Source organism: Amycolatopsis sp. NPDC104819 (assembly GCF_055583145.1).
In genome coordinates, this window is the sequence record NZ_JBVJON010000023.1 from 26,140 (window position 1) to 49,807 (window position 23,668).

Below are 23,668 nucleotides of genomic sequence, written 5' to 3' on the forward strand. Positions count from 1 at the left end.
TTATCGTTCCTCCTCGCTGTTTCGAGCGAGGAGATCCGGTGTCCCTGACCGATGTGGTCGCCCCCAGTCCCGCCCCCGAGAACGTCGCCGCACTCATCGGCGAACGTCTTTCGCTGTCCGCCCTGCACCAGCTGGGTGGCGCCCTCGGCGGTTATTCCTTTGTCAAGGTCGTGGTGGACCGCGAAAACGCGGTGATCCACTTCCTGAACGACGCGCGCCATTCCTTTCACGCGATCTATATCGGCGAAGAGATCCTCGGGATCCCCGAAGAACGCGTGCGCGCGGAGATCGACGTGTACAACCAGGCGTTCTACCACGCGCCGGACCGCCGGTTCCTGCTCGGCATCCTCGCCCAGCACCCGCGGATGCTTTCGCTGGAGACGGTCGAGGTCGACACGATGCCGGCCGAGCTGATCCGCGAGTTCCACGCCTTTGTCGCGCGGTACGTCGACCCGGCGCTGCCGCTGCTGTTCAAGCCGGCCAACCAGCGGCAGGAACGGCTCGTCCGGGAGATCCCGGCTGCCGAGCTGCCGCGGGTGTTCGCGCACGAGCTGTTCTCGACGGCGCCGTTCGTCGCGCTGAACCCGGGCACGGCCACGGGCCGGCTGCGCGCCTTCCGCAGCGAGGCCGAGTACCGGGCCGCGACGCTGGACTGGTCGGACATCATCGTGATGGACCGCGTGCCCGACGACATCCCACGGCTGGCCGGCATCGTCAACGCCCGGCACACCACGCCGTTGTCGCACACCAACGTCCTGGCCACCGGCTGGCAGATCCCGAACGCCGTCCAGCTCGGCGCGCTGGCCGAGATCGAGCGCCGCGGCCTCGACGGCAAGTGGGTCGAGTACACGGTGGACGCCCAGGCGCTCACGCTGCGGGAGGTTCCCGAGCCGGCCGCGGCGACGCCGCCGGGCTGGTACGCCCAGCGCGTCACGCTGGAGGAACCGGAGTCCGCGCACAGCCCGATCGTGAACCTCGCGCGGCTGCGCGCGGCCGACCGGTACCGCTACGGCACGAAGGCGGCGAACCTCGGCGAGCTGCACCACGTGCTGGCCCACGGCTCGCAGCGGCTGCTCGGCTTCTACCAGGTGCCGCGGCCGCCGCGGGACAACCTCCTCCCCCACCTGGCGCGGCTGCTGGACGTCCCCGCCTGCGCCTCGGCGACCGACCTGGCCGCCGCGGCCCACCGGCTGCTCGACGACCACATCCGCGTGCCCCGCGGCATCGCGCTGCCGTTCTCGCTGCAGCGGCGGTTCCTGGAGTCGTCACCGCGGATCCAGCAGGCCATCGGCAAGCTGAAGATGGCCCTGGAGCTGGACGCACGGGAGATCGAGCCGCTGTGCGTCGAGCTGCAGGCGCTGATCCGGTCGGCCCGGATGCCGGGCGCGCTCGCCGGGGAGATCGACTCGGCACTGGTGTCGCAGCTCGCGGGCGTGCGGACGTTCGTCGTGCGCAGCTCGTCGAACGCCGAAGACCTCGCCGGGTTCTCGGCCGCCGGGATCTACGAGTCGCTCAACCACGTCACGACGGCCGAGCGGATCTTCGCCAGTGTCAAGGAAGTCTGGGCCTCACTGGTGTCGGTGCGCAGCGTCCGGCTGCGGCGGCAGGCCGGGATCTCCCTCGACGAGTGCTATATGGGCGTGGTGATCCAGGAGCAGGTCTCGGCCGGCTTCGGCGGTGTGCTCGTGACGACGAACCCGATGAACCGCGCGGACTTCCGCACGGTGTACGTCAACGTGTCGCCTCGCGTGACCGACGTCGTCGACGGTTCGGCGTTGCCCATGCAGTACCTGTACTCGACGGTCGAGGGCGGTGGCCGCACGGTGTCGCTCGGCGACGCGGCGGCGGATCTCGACGCGCGGGCCCACGACCAGCTGCAGCGCCTGGCGATCGCCGGCCGGCTGCTGCAGGGCCACTTCTCGCCGGACTACACGTTCGGCTCGCCGGTGGACATCGAGTGGCTCGCCGACGGCGACCACGTCCACATCGTGCAGCTGCGCCCCTATTCGGCCTGACCTTCTTCCGGGAGACCTCACCATGCTGGGCCTTCGCCTGCCCGCACCACCGGCCGTGCAGCGCACCGTCCGGCTGACCTACGGGTTCCAGTTCTTCTTCGGCCTGCTGCTGTGGGTGCCGATCTTCTACCAGTACCAGAAGCTCGTCGGCCTGTCCGACGGCGAGATCTTCGGCATCCAGAGCATCTACTACCTCGTGTTCTGCCTGCTGGAGATCCCGACCGGGATGATCGCCGACCGGTTCGACTACCGCACGTCCCTGGCCGCGGGCGCGGGCGTGCTCGTGATGGCGAACCTGGTGCCGGTGCTTTCCGGCTCGTACACCGGGTTCCTGGTGCACTTCATCCTGATCGCCTTGGCACGCTCACTGGTTTCCGGCGCCCAGAGCGCGTACCTGTACGAGTACCTGCACGCTCACGGCTCCGGGGAACACTATTTGCGTGTGGAAGGGGTCGGCCGCGCGTACAGCCTGGTCGGCAAGATCGTGTACTGGCCGGTGATCGGCCTGCTGATGACGTGGAACCTCCCTTCCCCGTACTGGCTGACGGCGATCAACGCCGCCGTGGCCCTGCTGTTCGCACTGAAGCTCCCGGCGATCCCGGGCGGCCGCCGCACCGCGGGTAAGACGGCGTCGCTGCTGGCGGGAGTCGGCGGCGCGCTGTCAGCGCTGCGTTCGTCGCGGTGGCTGGTGTTGCTGATGGTGCAGGGCATCGCGATGTTCACGCTCGTGCGGATCTGCCAGGTGAACCTGTTCCAGCCGATCCTGGAGTCGAAGTCCCTGTCGGTGAACTGGTACGGCGCGGTCCTGGCCGCGATGACGGTGTTCGAAGCCCTGGGCGCGGCCCGCCCGCACCGCCTCCGCCGGGCGATCGGCCCGGTGGGCACGGTGTTCACGCTGACGGTCGTGATGGCGCTGTGCCTGGGTTTTGTGGTCCCGCTGGGCTCCTTCCCGACGGTGGTGCTGCTGTGCGTCTTCGCGGTGGCGACCGGGATCTCGTTCCCGGTCCAGAAGCAGCTGCTGAACGACTCCATCCCGGACTCCCGCTACCGCGCGACGCTGCTCTCGATGGAGTCCATTGTGGACCGAGCGGTGTGCGCGCTGGTCGCCGTGGCGCTGGGCGCGTACCTGGCGGCGGGTGAGCTGGACGAGTTCCTGGTGCTTTCGGCCGTGGTCACGTGTGTGGTGATGGCGCTGCTCGCGGTGCTGCTGCTGGTGGTCCGCAAGCACCGCTCGGACCGGCGCCGGCCGGCCGAGCGGGAGGCGGTGCCGGTCACCACGGCGTAAGACGGTCGCGAGGTCAGTCGATGTAGGCGTCGTCAAGAAGGGTGGACTCCGCGCCGTACTCGTGGAGCTCCTCCTTGATCACCGTGTACGCCAGCCCTTGGGGATAACCCTTGCGGGCCAGGAAGCCGAGCAGCCGGCGCAGCGCCGTCTGCTCGTCGACGTTGCCCAGCGATCCGAGGCGCTTGCGGACCAGCTCCCTGGCCATCTGCTCCTCGGACTCGCGGTCGACCTCACCCGCCGCCTGCGCCGCGACTTCGTCGTCGACGCCTTTGCGCCGCAGCTCGGCCATCAGCGCGGTGCGGGAGAGCCCCTGGGTCTCGTGCCGGGACTTCACCCACAGCTCGGCGAACTCGGCGTCGTTCACCAACCCGGCCCGGTCGAGCTTGCCGAGCAGGGTTTCGCTGGTCTCCTCGTCGAACCCCTTGCGGCGCAACGCCTGCCGGAGCTCCTCCTGAGTACGCGCACGCACGGCCAGGAGGTCGTAACAGACCTCCTTGGCCTTCTTGTACCGCTCCTCGGGAGGCAACTCGGCCGGCGGGACCTTGGGCGCCCTCGCCACCTCGATCACTCCTCGTCGTTCACAGAGCCTTCAAAGCCGCGCTCACCACACAGCGCGACCACACCGGGGGTCCAGGGGGCTTGCCCCCTGACGGGGGTCCGGGGGTTCGACCCCCGGAAAACACGGCGGCGGGTACCAAGGCGAGCGCACTCCGCGAGCTCACTTCCCCCATCCCCGACGACCTCGATCAGAAGTCGACCGGCGCCGGAACAGCCTCGACGGCCTCGGCGTCGACCTGCGCGCCGATGCCCAGCTTCTCCTTGATGCGCTTCTCGATCTCGTTAGCGATGTCCGGGTTGTCGCGCAGGAACTTCCGCGCGTTCTCCTTGCCCTGGCCGAGCTGGTCGCCCTCGTAGGTGTACCAGGCGCCGGACTTGCGCAGGATCGCCTGGTCGACACCCATGTCGATGAGCGAACCCTCGCGGGAGACGCCGTGGCCGTAGAGGATGTCGAACTCGGCCTGCTTGAAGGGCGGGGCCATCTTGTTCTTCACGACCTTGACGCGGGTGCGGTTGCCGACCGGCTCGCCGCCGTCCTTGAGCGTCTCGATGCGGCGCACGTCGAGCCGGACCGACGCGTAGAACTTCAGCGCCTTACCACCGGTCGTCGTCTCCGGGGAGCCGAACATGACGCCGATCTTCTCGCGCAGCTGGTTGATGAAGATCGCGGTGGTGCCGGAGTTGTTCATCGCACCGGTCATCTTCCGCAGCGCCTGGCTCATCAGGCGGGCCTGGAGGCCGACGTGCGAGTCGCCCATCTCGCCCTCGATCTCGGCGCGCGGCACGAGCGCGGCCACCGAGTCGATGACCAGGATGTCGAGCGCGCCGGAGCGGATCAGCATGTCCGCGATCTCCAGCGCCTGCTCACCGGTGTCCGGCTGGGAGACGAGCAGCGCGTCGGTGTCGACGCCGAGCTTCTTGGCGTACTCCGGGTCGAGCGCGTGCTCCGCGTCGATGAACGCCGCGATACCACCGGCGCGCTGGGCGTTCGCCACCGCGTGCAGGGCGACCGTGGTCTTACCGGAGGACTCCGGGCCGTAGACCTCGATCACGCGGCCGCGGGGCAGCCCGCCGATGCCGAGCGCGACGTCGAGGGCGATCGCGCCGGTCGGGATCACGGAGACGGGCGCGCGGCCGTCCTGGCCGAGCCGCATGACCGAGCCCTTGCCGTACTGCTTGTCGATCTGCGCGAGCGCGAGCTCGAGCGCCTTGTCCTTGTCGGGTGCTGCAGGCATGGAAGTCCACCTCGCTGGTCCGAGCCCCCGTCGAGGGCTCTTGTGTGTCTGTTCTTCAGCTGTCCGGTCCGACGCTAGCGGCGGGGACCGACAATTCCAGGCGCGGCGCCCAATCTGTGGATCGCTGGACCCGATGTGGACAACACCATAGACGAACACCTGTTCGAGGTCGGCAGCGACACACCCTTGCGCTAGGATTTTCGCCCGCCCGGGTCAGGACCCGGGCGGATCCGCCCAGGTCAGCGCCGTTCGGGTGGGATGTCGAAGGCGGCGCAGACCTCCCGCCAGACCTCTTTCGCCGAAACTCCCGCGGTCAGCGCCTGGTCGACGGTGCGCCCGCCGAGCGCGCTGAGCACGTGGTCCCTGGCCAGCACCTGGGCCCGGCCGGGGCCGAACTCCTCGGCCATCAGGCGCCGGAAAACCGTGATCCGCATCGGCCCCATGGTATCCGGGCGGCGCGAACGGCCCGTTCGCGCCCGGTGGCTACTCGCCGGGCTGGACGCTCGCCTCGAAGTAGTCGGCGAGGGTGCCCGGTGTGGTCGCCGCGGCCTGGTCGCTCGAGTTCAGCTGGTAGATGAATCCCACCAGGGGCCGGTCGGACACCGTGAACACGAGCACCGCCGACGTCTTGCCGGCGGCCGACGAGTAGTGGCCCTTGAGCCCGTTGCCGCCCCAGTCGGCCTCGGTGCGGTCGCCGCCCGCCGAGCTGAGCAGGCCGTCGGTGTACTGCTTGAGCGCGTCGGCGCTGTCACCCTGGACGTAGGTGACCTGCGTGCCCGCGCGGCCCGGCGCCGAGCAGGTCGAGGCCGCGCCGAGGTTCTCCGCCGGCGCCGCCGGGCCGTTGCCCATGCCCGGCTTGCAGTCGCCGGTGTCGGCGATCTTCCCGGCGAGCTGGCGCAGGCAGCCGGTGAGGCCCTTGTCGTCGGCCTGGCCGGGTGTCTTGCACTGGTCGGCGGTGTAGGTGGTCGTGGCGGACGACGACGTCAGGAAGAAGGTCAGCCCCGCGGCGAGCACCACGACGACCGCGACCGCGATGCCGATGACCAGCTTCTTCTTCCCGCCGGGCTTCGGCTCGGCCGGCTCGGGCGAGGGCGAGTACGAGGGGAAGTTCGACATCTGCTGCGGCCCGCTGGACGGGAAGTTCGCCGGCGCGTAGCCCGGGTACTGCGGCGGGGGCGAGGGCGGCGCGTACTGCGGGCGCTGCGGCGGCGCGCCGGCGGCCACCGCCCCTTCGACGTTCTGGGTGCGCGTCCCCAGCCCGTCGCGGGCGACGTGCTGGGCGCCGAGCGCGACCGCGGTCTCCGGCTGGTCGAGGCTGCCCGGCACGACCCCGAGCTTCTCCGCGATCATCGTGCCGACCAGCGGCAGCCGGCTCGACCCGCCGACGAGGTAGATGCCGGCCAGCCGGTCCGGGGCCAGCCCGGACGAGCGCAGCGTCCGCGAAAGCAGTTCGACGCTGCGCAGCATCGCCGGGCGGACCAGGCCTTCCAGCTCACCGCGCGTGACGAGGACGTCCTTGAACGGCTCGGGCATCGGCACCTCGGTCTGCGGGTGCCGCGACAGCGCCTCCTTGGCCGCCTTGACGTCCTCCTGCAGCGCGCGTCGCGTGCGCCGGTCCGCGGTCGACTCCGGCCGCAGCAGCCGCTGCCAGCGCTGCGGGTCGGAGTGCGAGACCTCGCGCCCGACGTGCACCATCAGCGCCTGGTCGACGTCGAGGCCGCCGAGGTCGGGCAGGCCGTCCTCGGCGAGCACGGTGAAGCCGTTCTGCGTGGCGCCGACGACGGCGACGTCGAAGGTGCCCGCGCCGAGGTCGTAGACCGCGAGCGCCTGGCCGGGGGCCAGCGCCTTGCCCGGGAACGACGCGAAGTGCGCCGCCGCGGCGACCGGTTCGGGCACCAGCAGGATGTTCGGGCCCATCCCGGCGAGCCGGGCGGCGGACATCAGCACGTTGCGGCGGGTCTGGCCCCACTGCGCGGGGTGGGTCAGCCGGACTTCGTCGGGCTGTTCGCCGCCGAGCTGGCGGGAGGTTTCTTCGAGCACGCGGCGCAGGATGGCGGCCAGCGCGTCGGTCACCGGGACGACGTCGGTGCCCAGCAGCAGGGTCTGCTCGTCGATGCGGCGCTTGGGGTTCGGCTCGAAGCGCGTCGGGTCGAGGCGGGCGCGCCGCTCGGCGTCGCGGCCGACCATGATCGTGCCCTCTTCGGTGGCGAACACCGCCGAGGGCATGTTGGCCGAGCCGTCCACCTCGACGACCCGGGGCGGCATACCGTGCGCCGAAAGCACGGCGACGGTGTTGGACGTCCCGAGGTCCACCGACAGGATCCGCACAGCACTCCCCTTCACGAAAAACACGCCTTGACGGCGTTCGCCGTGATGCTGCCATGCGCGCGGTGACCGTGCGTGCGGACCCGCGAAAGTCGCCGCTCCTTGACTCGGGGCGTGATCTCGGTGCACGATAGTTGCGCAGTTCGATCATCGAAGTTGCACAGACCGCGCAGAAGGGAGGGTTCGGTGCCGAAGCTGCTCGTCCTCGGGGACGACCTGACCGGCAGCAACGCGACCGGAGCGCTGTATGCGCGGTTCGGGCTGCGCGCGGTTTCTGTCAACGCGCCGCTCGAACCGGACGCGCCCTGCTTCCGCGCGGAGAGCGGGATCGACGCCCTCGTGGTGAACCTGGGTACCCGCCACGCCTCGCCACCACACGCCGCGCAGGCGGTGCGGACCGCGATCGAGCTGGCCGGGCCGGTGGAGCTGACGGTGAAGCGCGTGGACACGACACTGCGCGGCAACGTCGGTGTGGAGACCGAAGCCGTCCTGGCCTCGGCGCCGGACGCCCGCGCTCTCGTCGTGCCCGCGTTCCCGGACGCCGGGCGGGTCACCCTCGGCGGGCTGCACCTGGTCGACGGCGTGCCGCTGGCCGAAAGCCCTGCGTCACGCGACCCGCTGGCCCCGGTGAAAACGTCGCGGATCCGCGCACTCCTGCAGCCCACCGACCGGGAGATCGCCGAGCTGCCGCTGGACATCGTCGAAGAGGGGGTGGACGCGGTCGAGGCGGCCTTGCGTCGCCCGGCCGCGATCGTCGTCTGCGACGCCACCACGAACCGGCACCTGACCACTCTTGCCCGCGCCGCCGCCCGGCTGGCCGCGGAGGGCACCCGGTGGATCTCGGTGGACTCGGGCCCGTTCGGCATCCGGCTGGCCGCGGCGCTCGGCCTCGCGCCCGGCCACGGCACCGTCCCGCCGGTGCTCGCGGTGGTCGGCAGCATCACCGGGCAGACGCACGACCAGCTGCTGGAAACCGAGCTGGTGCTGGACGCCCGATACGTCGACGTCGATCCGGAGAAGCTCGATCCGCCGTCGATCGCCGCGGCCGCGGGCGAACTCCTCGCCGCCGGGCACCGTGTGGTGGGTATCCGGACCCGGGCGCCCGCCCCGGGCGCGCCGGTGGATCCGGAGGTGGCCGCGAAGATCCCCCCGGCGCTGGGGGAAGCCGCCCGGCTGGTCCTCGGCGCGCACCGGATCGGCGGGCTCTACGCCACCGGCGGCGACATCGCCGTCGAGATCACGAAGGCGCTCGGAGCCGACGGCTTCGAGATCGACACTGAAGTCCTGCCGCTCGCGGTCGCCGGGCGGCTCTCCGGCGGCCCGCACACCGGGCTGCCCTTCGCCACCAAGGGTGGGCTGATCGGCGGGCGCGACGCCTCGGCCGCTTTTCGGGGGTCCGGGTGGCGAAGCCCCCGGCCCGAGGCGAAGCCTCGGTTGTCACAGTCGCCTGTCTGGAACACCTGAACCACGTGCTGGCCACCGGAAGGAAGAACCCGTGAGCGACCTCCCCATCCTCGCCGTCACCCTCGGCGACCCCGTGGGCATCGGCCCCGAGATCACCCTCAAGACCCTCGCCGAGCCCGAGTCCCTGCAGCTGGCACGCGGGGTCGCGGTCGGTGACGCGATCGTGCTGGAACGCCTGGTCCGCCACCTCGGCCTGAACCTGGAGATCAACCCGATCGCCACGGTCGCCGACGCGCGCTTCACCCCGGGGGTGATCGACATCCTCAACCTCGGTGTCGTCCGGGAGGACCTGCCGTGGGGCGAGGTGAACGCGACCGCGGGCGCCGCCGCCGTGGGCGCGATCGAGGTGGCCACCCGGCTCGCGCTGGCGGGTGAAGTCGACGCGGTCGTCACCGCGCCGATCAACAAGGAGGCGATCTGGGCGGCCGGCTCACAGCACCTCGGGCACACCGAGATGCTCGGCGAGCTCACCGGGTCGACCCGGTTCAACACGATGTTCTGGGTGTCCGGGCTGAAGATCTTCTTCGCCACCCGGCACCTTTCGCTGCGCCAGGCGATCGACCAGATCACCCGGGAGAACATCGAGCACGCGATCCGCGAGGCCTACACGGCGCTCGAAGTGTTCGGCACCGAGAAACCGCGACTCGCCGTGGCGGCGCTGAACCCGCACGGCGGGGAGAACGGCAAGTTCGGCGACGAGGAGATCATCGCGATCGCCCCCGCGGTGGCCGCCGCGCGGGTCGCCGGGCTCGACGTCGTCGGCCCGATCCCCGCGGACTCCGTTTTCCACCAAGGGATCCAGGGCCGGTTCGACGGTGTGCTGTCGCTGTACCACGACCAGGGGCACATCGCGTCGAAGACGTACGACTTCGACGGCACGGTCTCGGTGACGGTCGGCCTGCCGATCCTCCGCACGTCGGTCGACCACGGCACGGCGTTCGACATCGCCGGCACCGGCCGGGCGTCCCACGGCACGATGGTCGCGGCGTTCAAGGCGGCGGCGACACTGGCGCCGTACGCGCGGAAGCTGCCCGCCATCTACCCACCGGGCGTCCGATGATCCCCCGCAAGCGCTGGGCGTACGTGATCCCGGTCGCGGTGGTCATGTACATGCTGGCCTACCTCGACCGCACGAACGTCGCGGTGATCCTGCCCTACATCGGCGACGACTTCCCGTTGTCCGCCAGCGCGAAGGGGCTGGCGAGCGGCATCTTCTTCCTCGGCTACCTGGTGCTGCAGATCCCGGCGGCCGTGCTGGCGGTGAAGTGGAGCGCCCGCAAGACGGTGCTGGTGCTGATGGTCGCGTGGGCGGTCGCGGCGGTGCTGTGCGGCCTGGTGCAGAACGAGACCCAGCTGCACCTCGCGCGGCTGCTGCTGGGGTTGTTCGAAGGCGGCGTCTGGCCCGCGGTGCTGATTCTCCTGGCGTCGTGGTTCCCGCAGGCGGAACGCGCGCGGGCGAACGCGTTGTGGATGACGTGCCTGCCGATCTCGGCGATCGTCATGTCGCCGTTGTCGGGCCTGATGCTCGACCACATGTCGTGGCGCTGGGTGTTCGTGATCCAAGGGCTGCCGCCGTTGCTGTGGGCCGTCGTCTGGTGGTTCGCGGTGGCCGACCGGCCGGCGAAGGCGCGGTGGATCTCGGCCGAGGAACGCGACTACCTCGAAACCACGCTGAAGGCCGAAGAAGACGCGAAGCCGGCGTTCGCGAAGCAGGGCTGTGACAACCGAGGCTTCGCCTCGGGCCGGGGGCTTCGCCACCCGTACCCCCGAAAAGCGGGCTATCGGCAGGCGCTCGCGAACCGGCAGGTCCTGCTGCTGATCGGCGTCTACTTCTTCTGGATCACCGGCTTCTACGGGTTCTCGTTGTGGCTGCCGTCGGTGGTTAAGACGATGACCGGCGGGTCGGCCACCGCCGTCGGGTTCCTGTCCGCGGTGCCGTACGTCCTGGCGCTGGCCGGGATGGTCGCGTGCGCGCACTGGTCGGACAAGACCGGCAACCGGCGGCTCGCGGTCACCGTGCCGCTGCTCGTCGCGATCGCCGGGCTGCTGCTCGGCAACCTCGTCCACTGGCCGGCGGCGGTGCAGCTGGTGCTGCTCTGCGTGGTCGCGACCGGCGTCTACATGCCGTACGGGCCGTTCTGGGCCATCCCCAGCCGGATCCTCGGCATCGAGGTCGTCGCCGTGGCGATGGGCCTGATCAACGCGCTGGGCAACCTCGGCGGCTTCGCCGGGCCCTACCTGGTCGGCTGGCTCACCGACGCCACCGGCAGCGCGACCACCGGGTTCGTCGTCCTGGCCGCGTTCCTCGCCGTGGCCGCGGCCCTGGCGTTCTTCGGACTCAAGCCCGCTCCCGTGGAAGACTTGGCACATGTCCCAGCCGCGACCAGGAACCCGTGACCGGCGCGCGATGCTGCTCGAAGCCGTCCGCGACGGCTCGGGTGGCATCACGGAGCTGGCCGAAGAGTTCGGCGTCTCGGAGTCGACGATCCGGCGCGACCTCGCCTCACTCGCCGGGGCCGGGCACGTCGTGCGCACGTACGGCGGCGCGCTCGACACCGAACGCAGTCCTCGCGAGAAGGACCACGAGCACGCGGCGGCGAAGGACGCCATCGCCCGGGAAGCCGCCGCGCTGGTGCGAGACGGCGAGGTCGTGCTGCTCGACGCCGGCACGACCACCGGGCGGCTCGCCCGCCACCTCGCCCACCGCGAGGGACTGACCGTGGTCACGAACGGTGTCAACGCCATCCGCGAGCTGGCCGGCTTCGCGGGGATCGACCTGATCGTCCTCGGCGGCCGGCTGCGGCATCCCAACGAAGCGATCCTCGGGGAGAGCGTGCTGGCGCAGCTGCGGCACATCTCACCCGACCGGGTGTTCCTGGGCGCGGACGGCCTGGTGGCCGAGCGGGGCCTGTGCTGCCCCTCACTCGAGCAGTCGGTGGTCAAGCACGCGATGCTCCACGCGGGTGGCGAGGCGTACGTGCTGGCCGACCACTCCAAGCTGGGCCAGGCACCTTTTTCGTACTGGGCGCCGCTCGACCGCGAGTACCGGTTGATCACCGACGAGCCGAAGGTCGACGTCACTTATCCGCAGTTCGCCGAGAGCGTGATCCTGGCCGGCTCGCCGGAAACTGTCGGTGGTGCCGCGCATGATGGACAACGTGGCAGGTGACGTGCTCGACCTCTTCTCCCCCGCGACCCGGGACTGGTTCGCGGGGGCCTTCGCCGCGCCCACCGCGGCGCAGGAAGGCGCCTGGCGGGCGGCGCACGCGGGCGAGCACGCCCTCGTCGTCGCGCCGACCGGGTCCGGCAAGACGCTGTCCGCGTTCCTCTGGGCGCTGGACCGGCTGTCGGTGGAGCCGCCGCCGGCGGAGGCCACCAAACGCTGCCGGATCCTCTACGTCTCGCCGCTGAAGGCGCTCGCCGTCGACGTCCAGCGGAACCTGCGCGCGCCGCTCGCCGGCATCTCGCAGGCCTCACGGCGGCTCGGGCGCCCGGTGCCGGAGATCGAGGTCGGCATGCGCACCGGCGACACCACCGCGGCCGAGCGCCGCTCGTTCGGCAAGACCCCGCCGGACGTGCTGGTGACCACGCCGGAGTCGCTCTTCCTGATCCTCACGTCGTCGGCGCGGGAGTCGCTGCGCGGCGTCGAGACCGTGATCGTCGACGAAGTGCACGCGGTGGCCGGCGGCAAGCGCGGCGCGCACCTCGCGCTTTCGCTGGAGCGGCTCGACTCCTTGCTCCCGAAGCCGGCGCAGCGGATCGGCCTCTCGGCGACGGTCCGCCCGGTCGACGAGGTGAGCGCGTTCCTGGCCGGCGGCCGTCCGGTGCGCGTCGTCCAGCCGAAGCTGGCGAAGACCATCGAGGTGCGGGTCGAGGTCCCGGTCGACGACATGAGCAACCTCGACGCGCCCCGCGGCGGGCCGGCGCCGAGCCCGCTCGACGAGCTGGAGTCGCTGACCACGGTGTTCCCGCCGGGCGAAATCGCGCCAGGCGGCCTGGGCACGCTGGAGGAGATCGAGGGCAACCCGGTGCAGCGGCCGTCGATCTGGCCCGCGGTGGAGGAACGGGTGCTGGCCCTCATCCGGGCCCACCGCTCGACCATCGTGTTCGCCAACTCGCGGCGGCTCACCGAGCGGATGACCGCGCGGCTCAACGAGCTCGCCGCCGAGCAGACCGAGCTCACGCCGAGCGACACGTTCCCGGCCGAAGCCGTCGGGCAGTCCGGGGTGAGCACCGGCGCGGCGCCGGTGATCGCGCGGGCGCACCACGGCTCGATGTCACGGGAGCAGCGCACCCACGTCGAGGAGGACCTCAAGTCCGGGCGGCTGCCGTGCGTGGTGGCGACGTCGTCGCTGGAGTTGGGCATCGACATGGGCGCGGTCGACCTGGTGGTGCAGATCGAGGCGCCGCCGACGGTCGCGTCCGGGCTGCAGCGCGTCGGCCGGGCCGGGCACCAGGTCGGCGCGGTGTCCTCCGGGGTGATGTTCCCCAAGTTCCGCGGTGACCTCGTCTCCTGCGCGGTGGTCGCCGAGCGGATGGCGAGCGGCGCGATCGAGGCGGTCCGCTACCCGCGCAACCCCCTGGACGTGCTGGCCCAGCACGTCGTCGCGATGGTGGCGCTCGAACCGTGGGCCGTGCCGGACCTGGCTTCGCTGGTGCGGCGGGCGGCGCCGTTCGCCTCCCTGCCGGACGACGCGCTGCACGCGGTGCTCGACATGCTCGCGGGCCGCTACCCGAGCGAGGAGTTCGGCGAGCTGCGAGCGCGGATCACCTGGGACCGGATCAGCGGCGAGCTGCGCGGACGGCCGGGTTCCCAGCGGCTGGCCGTCACCTCCGGCGGCACCATCCCGGACCGCGGGCTGTTCACCGTGATGACCCCGGGCGGAGACGACAAGCCCGGTTCGCGCGTCGGCGAGTTCGACGAGGAGATGGTGTACGAGTCGCGGGTCGGCGACACCATCCTGCTCGGCACGTCGTCGTGGCGGATCACCGACATCACACACGACCGGGTCATCGTGGTGCCCGCGCCGGGCGAGCCGGCGCGGATGCCGTTCTGGAAGGGCGACGCGCCGGGCCGTCCGCTGGAACTCGGCCGGGCGCTGGGGAAGTTCGTCCGCGAACTGTCCACATCGGACGACGTGAAGGCGCGGGAGCGGGCCACCGCGGCGGGTCTGGACGAGCGGGCGTGTGACAACCTGCTCGCCTACCTGGCAGAGCAGAAGTCCGCGACCCGCCACGTGCCGAACGACCGGACGATCCTGCTGGAGCGCTACCGCGACGAGCTGGGCGACTGGCGGATCGTCGTGCACTCGCCGTTCGGCGCGCAGGTGAACGCGCCGTGGGCGCTGGCGATCGCCGCGCGGCTGCGGGAAAACCGCGGGGTCGACGCGCAGATCGCGCACTCCGACGACGGCATCGTGCTGCGGCTCCCGGACGCGCTGGACGCCGAGGGCGCCGACGTCACCATCAGCGCCGACGACATCCTGCTCGACCCCGAAGAGGTCGAGCAGCTGATCGTCGCCGAGGTCGGCGGCTCCGCCGTGTTCGCTGCGCGGTTCCGGGAGTGCGCGGCGCGGTCGCTGCTGCTGCCGCGCCGGGACCCGCGGCGCCGCACTCCCCTGTGGCAGCAACGCCAACGCGCGTCGCAGCTGCTGTCGGTCGCGGCGAAGTACGAGCGGTTCCCGGTTGTCCTGGAGGCGATGCGCGAAGTCCTGCAGGACGTCTACGACGTGGGCGGGCTGCGGGAACTGATGGCCGACGTCCGGGCGCGCAAGGTCCGGCTGGTGGAGGTCGAGACGCCGGCCGCGTCGCCGTTCGCGCGCAGCCTGCTCTTCGGTTACGTCGGGATGTTCCTGTACGAGACGGACGCGCCGCTGGCCGAGCGGCGGGCGGCGGCGCTGTCGCTGGACTCGGCGTTGCTGGCCGAGCTTCTGGGCACCGAGGCGATCCGGGAGCTGCTGGATCCCGAAGCGGTCACCGAGGTGGAGCGGTCACTGCAGCGGCTCGACCCCGACCGCCACGCGCGCTCGGCCGAAGACGCCGCCGACCTGTTGCGGTTCCTCGGCGACCTGACCGTCGAAGAGGCGGCCGAGCGCGGGATTCAGGCCGAGTGGCTCACCGAGCTGGAAGCGGCGCGTCGCGCGATCCGGGTGCGGATCGGCGGCACGGAACGGTTCCTGGCGATCGAGGACTCCGGCAAGGTGCGGGACGCGCTGGGCACCGCGCTGCCGGTGGGCGTGCCCGAGGCGTTCACCGAACCGGTCGCGGACCCGCTCGGTGACCTGCTGTCGCGTTACGCCCGGAGCCGGGGCCCGTTCGCGGCCGCGACGGTGGCCGAGCGGTTCGGGCTCGGCATGGCGGTCGTCACCGGTGTCCTCGACCGGATGACCGGGGAAGGGCGTCTCGTCCGAGGCGAGCTGAGCCCGGTCGGACATCCGGACACCCATGGTGTCGGCATCGAATACTGCGATTCGGCGGTGTTGCGGCGGCTGCGGCGGGCGTCGCTGGCGAAGCTGCGGGCCGAGGTGGAGCCGGTCGAACCGGCGGCGCTGGGCCGGTTCCTGCCGTCGTGGCACGGGTTCGGCGGCCGCGTCCGGGCGGCGCCGACGGCGGACGACGTGCTGTCGGTGGTCGAGCAGCTCGCCGGGGCGCCGCTGCCGGCGAGCGCGGTGGAGTCGCTCATCCTGCCCGGGAGGCTGCCGGGCTACTCCCCCGCGTTGCTGGACGAGCTGACGACGGCGGGCGAGGTCACGTGGGCGGGCTGCGGCGCGCTGTCCGGCGGCGACGGCTGGATCGCCCTCGCCCCCACCGACGTCGCCGACCTGCTGCTGCCCGAGGTGGTCGAGGACATCCCGACCGGCCCGCTGCACGACGCGATCGTGTCCACTTTGGAGGGTGGAGCGCTGTTCTTCCGCCAGCTGGTGGACCGCGCGACCGTGCTGGTGGAGAAGGCGCCGAGTGACGCCGAAGTCGTGGCCGCGCTGTGGGACCTGGTGTGGGCCGGGCTGGTCACGGGCGACACACTGGGGCCGTTGCGGGCCCAGGTCGCCGGGCACGGAGCCCACAAACCCCGGCGGCAAGCACCCCGCGGCCGGTACGCGCGGCTGCGCGCGGGGCGGCCGCAGATGCCTTCACGGTCCGGGCCGCCGACGGTCGCCGGCCGCTGGGCGCTGACCCCGGTCCGCGAAACCGACGCGACCCGGCGAGCCCACGCGCGGACCGAGGCGTTCCTGGAGCGCCACGGCGTCCTGACCCGGGGCGCGCTGGACACCGAACGGGTCACCGGCGGGTTCTCCGGGATCTACAAGGTGCTCCGCGGCATGGAAGACACCGGCCAGGTGATCCGCGGTTACGTGGTGGAGGGCCTGGGCGCGGCCCAGTTCGCGGCCAAGGGAGCGGTCGACCGCCTCCGCGCCCTCTCCGGCCCCGGCCGCCCGGCACCCGGACGAGCGGTGGTGCTGGCGGCAGCCGACCCGGCCCAACCGTACGGGGCGGCACTCCCCTGGCCGGCCGCAACGGGCGACACGAAGCACCGCCCGGCCCGCAAGGCCGGAGCTTTGGCGGTACTGGTCGACGGAGTCCCGGCGCTGTACGTAGAGCGAGGAGGACGATCACTGCTGAGCTTCACGGAGGAACGCCAACCCTTGTCGGACGCGGCCCAGGCCCTGTCGGCAGCGGTCCGCGAAGGCTGGCTGGGCCAGCTGTCAGTCCAACGCGCGGACGGCGAGCAAGCGCTGACCTCGGAGCTGGCAGAGGTACTGAGGGAGGCAGGATTCCGAGCAACACCCTCCGGCCTACGACTACGAGCTTGAGCGATGGCCCCGGCTGCGCCGACTCCAGCCGAGCGGCAGCTCGGGTTGGCGGCTGGCCCGACCTCGCCGCAGGTCCGGCTTCGCGGTTGGCCTGGCGAGCGCGGGGAACCCAGCCTCGCGGCCATCTCGGCACCACGGCCGGCTTGGCGCGGCGACCGGTTCAGCTTCGCGGCCGACTTCAGCTGCGCGCGGCCAATTCAGCTTCGCGGCACGCATGACCTCGCTGGCCCGGCTTCGCGGCTGGCCGGCCTCGCGCGGCCAAATCGGCCTCACCGCAGGCCTGGCCTCGTGGCCAACTCAGCTTCGCAACCAACCTCGCTTCGCCCGCCGCGCACCGCGAGCCCGGCCCCGTGGCCGCCGGTTTCCGATTGCCCGGCGGGCCGGTTCCGGGCTGGCCTAAGCTGCCAGTCCGACTCGCACGAAGGATGTTCTGCTCATGGCCATGCGCGAACTGCGCTATTTCGGGGACCCGATCCTCAAGTCCGTCTGTGATCCGGTCACCGTCTTCGACAAGAAGCTCGAGGCTCTCGTGCGGGACCTGGTCGACTCCGTCAAGCCGGACGGGCGGGCCGGGCTGGCCGCGCCGCAGATCGGGGTCGGGCTGCGGATCTTCAGCTATGACGTCGCCGGGCTGAGCGGGTACGTCGTCAACCCCGAGGTCGTCGAGCTGTCCGAAGAGACGCACGAGATCAACGAGGGCTGCCTGTCCGTTCCGGAGCTGTGGTTCCCCACCAAGCGGGCAGTGCACGCCAAGGTCCGGGGGGTCGACATCCACAACCAGCCCATCGAGGTCGAGGGCGAAGACGTGCTGGCGCAGTGCCTGCAGCACGAAACCGACCACCTCGACGGCGTCCTCTACCTCGACCGGCTCACCGCCGAGCGCAAGAAGACCGCTCTGCGCGAAGCGCGCGACAAGGACTGGTTCTGGAAGCGCTGACCCGCCTCAAGCGGGCAGGAACAGCCTGAGCTTCGCCTCGTCCTCGGGGCCGCGTTCCGTGCGCAGGCCCGCGCGGGCCGCGGTGCGGGGCAGGACGTCGTCGCCCGGTAGGCAGTCCGCCTTCAGCTCGGTGATGCCCTGGGCCTCGGCGAGCACCGCGAGCCGGGACAGCAGCGCCGTGCCGATGCCCTGACGCTGCCAGTCGTCCTCCACCAGCAGGGAGATCTCGGCCTCGCCGGTGGCCGCCGGGATGAGCTGGGCCAGGCCGATCACCTCGCGGCCGAACACGGCGAGCACGCTCGTGCCGCGCGGCGGCACCAGCAGCCGGTGCAGCCAGCGGCGCGGGACCGTTCGCACTCCCGTGTGGTAGCGGCGGAAGAGCGTGGCCATCGAACAGCGGCGATGCAGCTCGGACACCGCGTCGGCGTCACCGGGCAGTCCCTTGCGCAGGACGATCGCGGCGCCGTCCAGGCGGTCGAGCACCACCGGGCCTGCGACGTTCCGGGCCGTCGCGGCGAGCAGCGTCACCAGCGCTTCGGCGCGGGTCAGCTCCAGCTGCACGAACGGCGCCCACTGGCGGCGCGCCACCAGCGCCTGGCCCGCGCCCACCTCGAACACTGCCCGGTGCCCGCTCTCGGTGCGGGCCGGGTTGGCTTCCGCGGCGGGAACCAGCGTGACGACGTCGGCGGCCAGCACCTCCTTCAGCACCTCGGTGAGCCGGGCCGGGTCGTCGATCGCGCGGCGGGCCGCCAGCAGTGTCGACGACGACGGGTCGACCAGCTCGTGGACGTCGGCGTCGATGATCGCCGTGCACTCACAGCCCTCGGCGCGGAGGGCCTCGATCAGGCGGCGCCGGGGCAGGCCGATCGCGGGTCGCAGCACGATCTCGTCGAGCACACCGCCGGGTACCGGCAGCACGGACAGGCCGAGGATGTTGCACTCGAGGTCGGCGAGCCGGATCGCGAGGCGGGCCAGCGTGCCCGGGTGATCGTGCATCCGGACCCGCACCCGCCACGCGGACCGGGTGGCGGGCTCCTCGACGACGGCCGTCCGGCCCGGCTGGGGCAACGCTCGAGAGGTCTCCATGCCACCACGGTCCCGCGGGGTTGTTGCCGCGCCAGGACGCCGGTGTTTCGCGCAGGTCAGCGTTCGGCGCGACCCGGCAACCCGGGCGAAACACGCGTCAGCCAGGACCGCAGCTCGGTCGCCAGCGCGACCGGGGCGTCCAGCTGGACGAGGTGGCCGGCGCCGGCGAGCGGGGTGAACGTCGCGCCGGGGATGCCGGCGGCGAGCCGTTCGCCGGTCTTGGTCGGGATCCACGTGTCCTCGACGCCCCAGAGCACCCGCACCGGGAGGTCCATGCCGCCGAGCCGCTCCTCGTTTTCGACCAGGTAGCGCTCGTCGTACGCGGCGATCTGGCGGTAGAACGCCGGCTGGCCCTCGTCGCCCAGCCACGGGGCGGTGAGCTCCGCGAGGTCGGCTTCCCGCAGCTCGCGGAAGCTCGCGTTGCCGATGTAGGCCCGGACCAGCGCCTCGTGGATGTACGGCGGCACCTGCGCGAGCACGTCCGGATGCTCCTTGACCAGCCGGAAGAACGGCGAGCCCGACGGCGGGATCGCCACGACGTCGGCCATCAGCAGCGACGCGTACGGCACCCCGTGGACCAGGTGGGCGCGCAGCGACACGGCACCGCCGTAGTCGTGGGCGACGACGTGCGGCCGGTCGAGACCCCAGTGCGTGAGCAGCGCCTGGAACGCCTCGGCCTGGACGCCGAAGTCGACCGCGTGACCGGAGTCCTTGGACGACCGGCCGTAGCCGGGCATGTCCCAGAGGTAGACGGTGAAGTCGTCGCTCAGCGCTTCGGCAAAAGGGCGCCACAGCCACGACGACCACGGCGTGCCGTGGCAGAACACCACCGCGGGCCCGGCTCCGGCGCGGTCCCAGGCGATCCGGCGCCCCTGCCACTCGAAGGTCTCCATGATCCCAAGCTAGGTCAGCGTGGGGTCAGCACGCAGAACTCGTTGTCCTCCGGATCCGCCAGCACCCGCCACGGCAGCGAGGGACCGCCCAGGTCCGCGGGCGCCGCGCCGAGCGCGACGATCTCCGCCACCGCCGCCGCGTGATCCGCGCTGGCCGGCGGCGCGATGTCCAGGTGGATCCGGTTCTTCACGCTCTTCACGTCGGTGGTGCGAAGGAACTCCAGCCACGGCCCGCGACCCGACGGCGCGCGCAGGCCGACCAGGACGTCACCCTCCCTGTCCTGGATCGGCCAGCCGGTGAGCCGTGCCCAGAACGCGGCCTGCGGCTCCGGATGGTGGGTGTCGACCAGGATCGCCGCCACCGCGCCGGACTCCGCGTACTTCTCGCGCGGCTCCAGGACGCAGAACTCGTTGCCTTCGGGGTCCGCCAGCACCACCCACGGCACGTCACCCTGCCCGACGTCGACGTGGCGCCCGCCCAGCTCCAGGGCGCGCTCCACCAACTCGGCCTGGTGCGCGGCGGTCCTGCTCGCCAGGTCGAGGTGGGTCCGGTTCTTCACCTCCTTGGGCTCGGGCACCGGGACGAAGACGAGGTCCAGGTCCCAGCCGTCGGTCGCCGGAGCCCGGACGTCGACCTCGCCGTCGGGCTCCGCGGCGACGCGCCAGCCGAGCAGCGCGGCCCAGAAGCCCGCCAGGGCCTCCGGCCGCGCCGCGTCGATCACCAGGTTCACCAGGCGCGTGCTCATGCGCCGCAGGCTAGCCGCCACCTCCGACAGTTCCGGTTCGGCTTCCCCACCGGCCGGGTTCATCGGGTCGCGAGCCGCAGCAGCGCCCAGAGCTGGGCCGCCTGGTCGTGCACTCCGCGCACGGTCACCGAGGTCAGGGACGCCCGGCCCCAGAGCCACAGGTAGAGCCGCCCGGGTTCGGCCGTGACGACGTCGTCCGCGGCCTCGGCCTCCTCGGCCGAACAGCGCCAGGCCTCCGTCACTTCCGGGCCGGCTCGCGCGATCCAGCTGTGGGCGCCGGTCCGGACGCCGACCGAGCCCGCCTTGGTGCCGGTGAGCCCGAGCATCGGCAGTTTCTGGCCGAACCACAGGGTGAGCGCTTCGTCGATGCCGTCGACCGCGAGGTCTTCGTCGATGCCGCGCTCCGGCGTGCCCGCCGCTTGCTCGACGTCGACGCGGTGGACCAGCGTCTCGTGGAGCATCCGGCGCCGCCAGAACCCGAACGTCGGGTCGGCGGGCCACCACGTGTCGGCGGGCTCTTCGGGGTCGTGGGCGGCAAGCTCGTCGAGGAGCTCGGTGAGGCCCGTCTCGAGGTATTCGGCCAGGCCCTGGCCGGGTTCGGGATCGCGCTGCCACTCTTCCGGGACGCGGCCCTCGACGAGCCGGCGGCGGACCATCCGGTAGAGGCTGCCGACGTGCCGGGGGACCTCGCCGAGCGTCCAGCCGGGGCAGGCCGGCACCGGCGCCTCGGCCGGGGCCGCGTCGACGGCTTCGACCAGCACCCGGCCTTCGATCCCCAACGCGGTGAGCAGCCGCCCCTGGTCGACCGGGCCGTGCTCACGCGACATGGGCTTCCCCGGTGATCGGCAGGCCGTGCACGAGCCGGCGCACGAGCTCGAGGAACGGCGTGGCGGCACGCACCAGCTGCGCGGCCGACTCGGCGGTGACCTTCCCGGTGATCCCGGCCTGTGCGGCGGCGCGCGCGGCCGAGTTGCCCGCGAAGAAGGCGGACCATTCCCGCAGCTCGGGCGCGACGGAGTCGAGCAGCACCCAGGTGCTGGCCGGCCGCACCCGCCCCCGATGCGGCCGCCCCCGCGCGGCCAGCACGGCGGCGGCACCGCGCAGGGCGGCGAGGTAGGCGCCGATGAACTGCTCGGAGGGGTCCGTCTCCCGCTCGGCCTCGGCCAGGATCCGACGCGCTTGGCCGAGCAAACCGGCGGCCACGGGCGGGGCGGGAGGGCGGAGGGACATGGGGAGCTGTGACTGCCCGGGATCGGCGGGCGGCTGCGCGGGATCCGCGGGGTGCTCGCGAACCGCTGCCGGGCGCGGCGGCAGAGGCAGCTGAGGCTGGGCGAGGTCCGAGGTCGGTGCTGTCGACCGCGACGGCGCGGGCAGCGGCGGCTGCGGCTGGTCCACTACCGGGGCAGCCGACTCGGCAGCCGGGCGCGACGGCAGCGGCGAGTCCACAGCCAGAGCCGCCGGGCGCGACGAAAGAGGCAACTGGGCCTGCGCCGGGTCCACAGCCGAAGCCGACGGCGGCTGACGGGGCTCATCGGCAGCCGAGGGCGACGGCATCGGCAGGCGCGGCGAGTCCACCGCCGCGACCGCCGGGCGCGGCGACAAAGGCAGCTGCGGCTGGTCAGCCTCCACCGCCGAAGCCGGCGGACGTCGGCGGCCTGGCTGCACCGCCGTCGAACACGACCGCGCAGGCAGCGCAGGCAACAACGGCTGCGGCGAGTCCACCACCGGTGCCGACAAGCGTCGCCGGGTCTGGGGTGGGGTCGCCGGCGCCGGGGCTGACAGGGGCAGCTGCGCCTGAGCAGGCTCCGTCGGGTGGCGGCGGGTGACCGCCGGCACCGTGGCCGGGTGCGGGGACAGGGGCAGCTGGGGCTGCCCGGGATCCGTGGGGGACACGACCTTGACGGACATGACGACCCTCCTCCTGCGCGGGGTGAGCCCGATCTGGGCCCGCCGCCGAGACGCTTCCCCCGTCCCGGCGGCGGACGCCTGACCGGTGCGCGCTCACCGGATGTCGAACGCCTGTTCGAACGATTTCCAGAGTAACCCCCGACCCGGCGTCCGCTCAACCCCACGGGTGGAATCCCCGGACGTGGTGCGGGACACCTGGTCGGTGGCGTGATCTCATAGGCTCATGAGTTCGCTGGACCACCCCGCCGTCGCCAAGGTGGCGGCCGCGCTCGCCGAAGCCGGGCAGCAGGCCGCCGCCGAGGGCATCCGGGTCCTGCCCGCCGAGGTGCGGACCGCTGCGCAGGCGGCCGAAGCGCTCGGCGTGCCGGTCGGGGCCATCGCCAACAGCCTCATCTTCCGCCTGGGGTCCGACAAAAAAGCGCTCCTCGCGCTGACCTCGGGCGCGCACCGGGCGGATCCGGCCACGCTCGCCCGGCTGGCCGGGGCCGAAACCGGCAAGGCCGACGCCGATTTCGTGCGCGAGGTCACCGGGCAGCCGATCGGCGGGGTCGCCCCGGTCGGGCACCCGGCGCCGCTGCCGACGCTCGTCGACACCGCGCTGCGCGCCCACGACGTCGTGTGGGCCGCGGCCGGGCACCCCAAGACCGTCTTCCCCACCACCTTCGCCGGGCTGGTGGCCTTGACCGGGGGCACCCCGGGCGCGCTCTCCGGCGCGGAGGAAGATGGGCACCCGTGACCGCGATGCCCGCCGGCTGCTCCCGCTACGTCCAGCTCTCCGCGGACGAGTTCCGCGCGCGCCTGCCCGAGGCGCTCGCCATCTACGTCCGGGCGATGCGCTACCCCGCGGGCACCGCCGAGCAGCGCGCGCCGATGTGGCTCACCCACGCGCTGCGTGAGGGCTGGCGCTGCATGGCCGCGCTCGACGCCGACGACGTCCTGCTCGGGGTCGCCTACGGCTACCGCGGCCGCGCCGGGCAGTGGTGGCACGAGCAGGTGCGGCACGGGCTCAGCCGCCGCTCCGGGCCCGAAGAGGCCGAGCGCTGGCTGGCGGACTACTTCGAGCTGACCGAGATCCACGTCCGGCCGGAGAACCAGGGCCACCAGATCGGCGAGGACCTGCTGCGCGCCCTCCTCGACGGTGTGCCGAGCGCGAACGTGCTGCTTTCGACGCCGGAAGGCACCAGCCGGGCGTGGAAGCTCTACCGCCGCACGGGCTTCGTCGACGTCCTGCGCGACTACCACTTCGCCGGCGACCCGCGGCCGTTCGCGATCCTCGGGCGGGGGGGGGGGGGGGGGGGGGGGGGGGGGGGGGGGGGGGGGGGGGGGGGGGGGGGGGGGGGGGGGGGGGGGGGGGGGGGGGGGGAGGGGGAGCAGCGGACAAAAAAAAGGAGAGGGAACACACAGA

The 23,668-nt window shown here is 72.3% G+C and carries 18 protein-coding genes and 1 pseudogene; 10 read left to right on the top strand and 9 right to left on the bottom strand.

The annotated features are described in order from the left end of the window. The first annotated feature begins 38 nt into the window (after positions 1–38). A complete protein-coding gene (locus ACZ63E_RS43815; protein WP_465342243.1) occupies positions 39–2,015 on the top strand; it encodes a PEP/pyruvate-binding domain-containing protein in 1,977 nt (658 codons plus the stop codon). Between the two features lie 22 nt (positions 2,016–2,037). After that, positions 2,038–3,300 carry an MFS transporter gene (locus ACZ63E_RS43820; protein ID WP_465342244.1) on the top strand — a complete coding sequence of 421 codons (1,263 nt, stop codon included), beginning with the start codon at positions 2,038–2,040 and terminating at the stop codon, positions 3,298–3,300. Between the two features lie 13 nt (positions 3,301–3,313). Here the strand turns inward: ACZ63E_RS43820 and ACZ63E_RS43825 are convergent, their stop codons facing one another. From ACZ63E_RS43825 to ACZ63E_RS43840, 4 genes are all read right to left on the bottom strand, one after another. Further along, complete coding sequence (locus ACZ63E_RS43825) at positions 3,314–3,859, bottom strand: regulatory protein RecX (RefSeq protein ID WP_465342245.1); 546 nt, start codon at positions 3,857–3,859, stop codon at positions 3,314–3,316. A 187-nt stretch (positions 3,860–4,046) separates the two neighbouring features. Continuing rightward, positions 4,047–5,093 (bottom strand): recombinase RecA, encoded by a 1,047-nt coding sequence (gene recA / locus ACZ63E_RS43830; RefSeq protein ID WP_465342246.1) that lies wholly within the window; start codon positions 5,091–5,093, stop codon positions 4,047–4,049. A gap of 239 nt (positions 5,094–5,332) precedes the next feature. Continuing rightward, the gene (locus ACZ63E_RS43835; protein ID WP_465307881.1) at positions 5,333–5,527 is read right to left on the bottom strand and encodes a DUF3046 domain-containing protein; all 195 of its coding nucleotides are present in this window, start codon (positions 5,525–5,527) and stop codon (positions 5,333–5,335) included. A 49-nt stretch (positions 5,528–5,576) separates the two neighbouring features. Next, positions 5,577–7,421 (bottom strand): Hsp70 family protein, encoded by a 1,845-nt coding sequence (locus tag ACZ63E_RS43840; protein ID WP_465342247.1) that lies wholly within the window; start codon positions 7,419–7,421, stop codon positions 5,577–5,579. 183 nt (positions 7,422–7,604) lie between these two features. Here ACZ63E_RS43840 and ACZ63E_RS43845 point away from each other — a divergent pair, with 183 nt between their 5' ends. From ACZ63E_RS43845 to def, 6 genes are all read left to right on the top strand, one after another. Then, positions 7,605–8,882 (top strand): four-carbon acid sugar kinase family protein, encoded by a 1,278-nt coding sequence (locus ACZ63E_RS43845; protein WP_465342248.1) that lies wholly within the window; start codon positions 7,605–7,607, stop codon positions 8,880–8,882. Between the two features lie 31 nt (positions 8,883–8,913). Next, positions 8,914–9,942, top strand: coding sequence for a 4-hydroxythreonine-4-phosphate dehydrogenase PdxA (pdxA, locus tag ACZ63E_RS43850; protein ID WP_465342249.1), 1,029 nt, complete (start codon positions 8,914–8,916; stop codon positions 9,940–9,942). Beyond that, entirely contained in the window at positions 9,939–11,279 is a 1,341-nt protein-coding gene (locus tag ACZ63E_RS43855; protein ID WP_465342250.1) for an MFS transporter, read from the top strand. Before pdxA ends, ACZ63E_RS43855 begins: the two co-directional genes overlap by 4 nt. Then, a complete protein-coding gene (locus ACZ63E_RS43860; protein WP_465342251.1) occupies positions 11,251–12,051 on the top strand; it encodes a DeoR/GlpR family DNA-binding transcription regulator in 801 nt (266 codons plus the stop codon). Before ACZ63E_RS43855 ends, ACZ63E_RS43860 begins: the two co-directional genes overlap by 29 nt. After that, on the top strand, positions 12,029–16,693 hold the full coding sequence (locus ACZ63E_RS43865) for a DEAD/DEAH box helicase (RefSeq protein ID WP_465342252.1): 4,665 nt from the start codon (positions 12,029–12,031) through the stop codon (positions 16,691–16,693). The genes ACZ63E_RS43860 and ACZ63E_RS43865 overlap by 23 nt, the downstream gene beginning before the upstream one ends. Before the next feature lie 436 nt (positions 16,694–17,129). Then, positions 17,130–17,630, top strand: coding sequence for a peptide deformylase (gene def, locus ACZ63E_RS43870; RefSeq protein ID WP_465307895.1), 501 nt, complete (start codon positions 17,130–17,132; stop codon positions 17,628–17,630). A 6-nt stretch (positions 17,631–17,636) separates the two neighbouring features. On the opposite strand, the gene ACZ63E_RS43875 is transcribed toward def, so the two are convergent. From ACZ63E_RS43875 to ACZ63E_RS43895, 5 genes are all read right to left on the bottom strand, one after another. Further along, entirely contained in the window at positions 17,637–18,698 is a 1,062-nt protein-coding gene (locus ACZ63E_RS43875; RefSeq protein WP_465342291.1) for a GNAT family N-acetyltransferase, read from the bottom strand. Positions 18,699–18,772: 74 nt separating this feature from the next. Next, a complete protein-coding gene (locus ACZ63E_RS43880) occupies positions 18,773–19,609 on the bottom strand; it encodes an alpha/beta fold hydrolase (protein ID WP_465342253.1) in 837 nt (278 codons plus the stop codon). Positions 19,610–19,623: 14 nt separating this feature from the next. Beyond that, positions 19,624–20,355 carry a VOC family protein gene (locus ACZ63E_RS43885; protein ID WP_465342254.1) on the bottom strand — a complete coding sequence of 244 codons (732 nt, stop codon included), beginning with the start codon at positions 20,353–20,355 and terminating at the stop codon, positions 19,624–19,626. A 59-nt stretch (positions 20,356–20,414) separates the two neighbouring features. After that, entirely contained in the window at positions 20,415–21,182 is a 768-nt protein-coding gene (locus tag ACZ63E_RS43890) for a maleylpyruvate isomerase family mycothiol-dependent enzyme (RefSeq protein ID WP_465342255.1), read from the bottom strand. Then, the gene (locus tag ACZ63E_RS43895; protein WP_465342256.1) at positions 21,172–21,558 is read right to left on the bottom strand and encodes an SAV_6107 family HEPN domain-containing protein; all 387 of its coding nucleotides are present in this window, start codon (positions 21,556–21,558) and stop codon (positions 21,172–21,174) included. Before ACZ63E_RS43895 ends, ACZ63E_RS43890 begins: the two co-directional genes overlap by 11 nt. A gap of 928 nt (positions 21,559–22,486) precedes the next feature. Here ACZ63E_RS43895 and ACZ63E_RS43900 point away from each other — a divergent pair. Together ACZ63E_RS43900 and ACZ63E_RS43905 are read left to right on the top strand one after the other, a co-directional pair. Next, the gene (locus ACZ63E_RS43900) at positions 22,487–22,999 is read left to right on the top strand and encodes a YbaK/EbsC family protein (RefSeq protein WP_465307905.1); all 513 of its coding nucleotides are present in this window, start codon (positions 22,487–22,489) and stop codon (positions 22,997–22,999) included. After that, positions 22,996–23,544, top strand: a pseudogene (locus ACZ63E_RS43905) (GNAT family N-acetyltransferase); the annotation flags it as partial. The gene ACZ63E_RS43900 and the pseudogene ACZ63E_RS43905, both read left to right, overlap by 4 nt. Positions 23,545–23,668: the final 124 nt, after the last annotated feature.